The sequence below is a fragment of the Bartonella jaculi genome (assembly GCF_039543045.1).
GTDB classification, from domain to species: domain Bacteria; phylum Pseudomonadota; class Alphaproteobacteria; order Rhizobiales; family Rhizobiaceae; genus Bartonella; species Bartonella jaculi.
This window is the reverse complement of record NZ_BAABIZ010000133.1, coordinates 1-1,047: the sequence shown is the minus strand read 5'-3', so window position 1 is coordinate 1,047 and position 1,047 is coordinate 1. Positions and strand designations below refer to the sequence as shown.

Sequence of the window (1,047 nt, the reverse complement as noted above, 5' to 3'; positions counted from 1 at the left end):
TTTCAGGACGGCTTGAAAGCGCTTCAATGCGAAACCCCGAAGCAAAGCGTACCCGATAAGCAGAGATATATTTTGTCGACCCATCCTCTTTTTGATCCGGAAATAAAAATTCTTCCACATCCCCACTGTGGCTAGTAAGTGCCTTCGCAAAATTGCTCACATAGCCAATAAATTCACGCCCCTTTTCTTTGGTGTCTCCAATGTAAAAAACATTATCGCCACCAGCCTCAAGCGTTGCCGCCGCAATCAGCGTATCATCTAGAGCCTCTGCAAAAGTAATGCCGGTCCGGCGCCCTTTTTCAACCAACTTTAAGGGGGATTTATCCTCAATCCATGCCCGTTGATGCGCCATCAAAATCCCTTCAGCTAAGGGATCTTTCTCTTTGAGACAAGCACTCGCCTGCCAAAGTTCAAAACCCAACCGATCACCATTCGCATCATTGTTTAAAGGAGTCTGTTCAAAAGTCTCACACCCTTCAGCCATGTTTTATCCCCAACACCTGCGCGCGAATAGCCCGTGCCGTCTCTTCTGAAAGCCCCGCTGCCGCCGCTGCCACCTCAACCGCTTTACTTGCCTTACTGGTAAAATCCTTCTCTAATCTTTGCCGTCTGGTCGTGGATAAATGTTCAGCAGCCAAAACCCCTTTAAGCGCATTCGCCAACTCTTGGGCTGCCTTTGGCGAAAGGCTTTTCCCACTGCTTAACGTGGAAAAAATAAGCTCTTTAATCGCTGCAGCTGTTAACAAAGTAATATTATCAGAAGCTTTGGCATCAAAGCGCTGTGAAAGGCTTGCTGCTATTTCACGGGTTTGTTCTAAGCGCCGTGACATCACTGCTAAACGCAAAGAATAACGATTAAAACTGGAAAAAGAGGGAATAGAAAAATTGAGACCCGTTTCTTTTTTTAAAGCCTTCAAAGACGCTTTAAATTCATCATAAATGGCTTTTTGCGTCTTTTCACGCCCATTTAAAGCTTCAGCCGCCTCTGCAATAATTTGATCACAAGCTTGTGGCAATAAATCAATCGCCGTTAAGCGCCCACGCCCG

1 protein-coding gene and 1 pseudogene are annotated in these 1,047 nt (G+C 46.0%); both read right to left on the bottom strand.

Features of this window, described 5'->3' with window-relative positions:
- Positions 1–484: pseudogene (locus tag ABD915_RS09800) on the bottom strand (hypothetical protein); the annotation flags it as partial.
- On the bottom strand, positions 477–1,047 hold a 571-nt coding region (locus ABD915_RS09795; protein WP_345117764.1), incomplete at its 5' end, for a phage protein Gp27 family protein. The pseudogene ABD915_RS09800 and the gene ABD915_RS09795, both read right to left, overlap by 8 nt.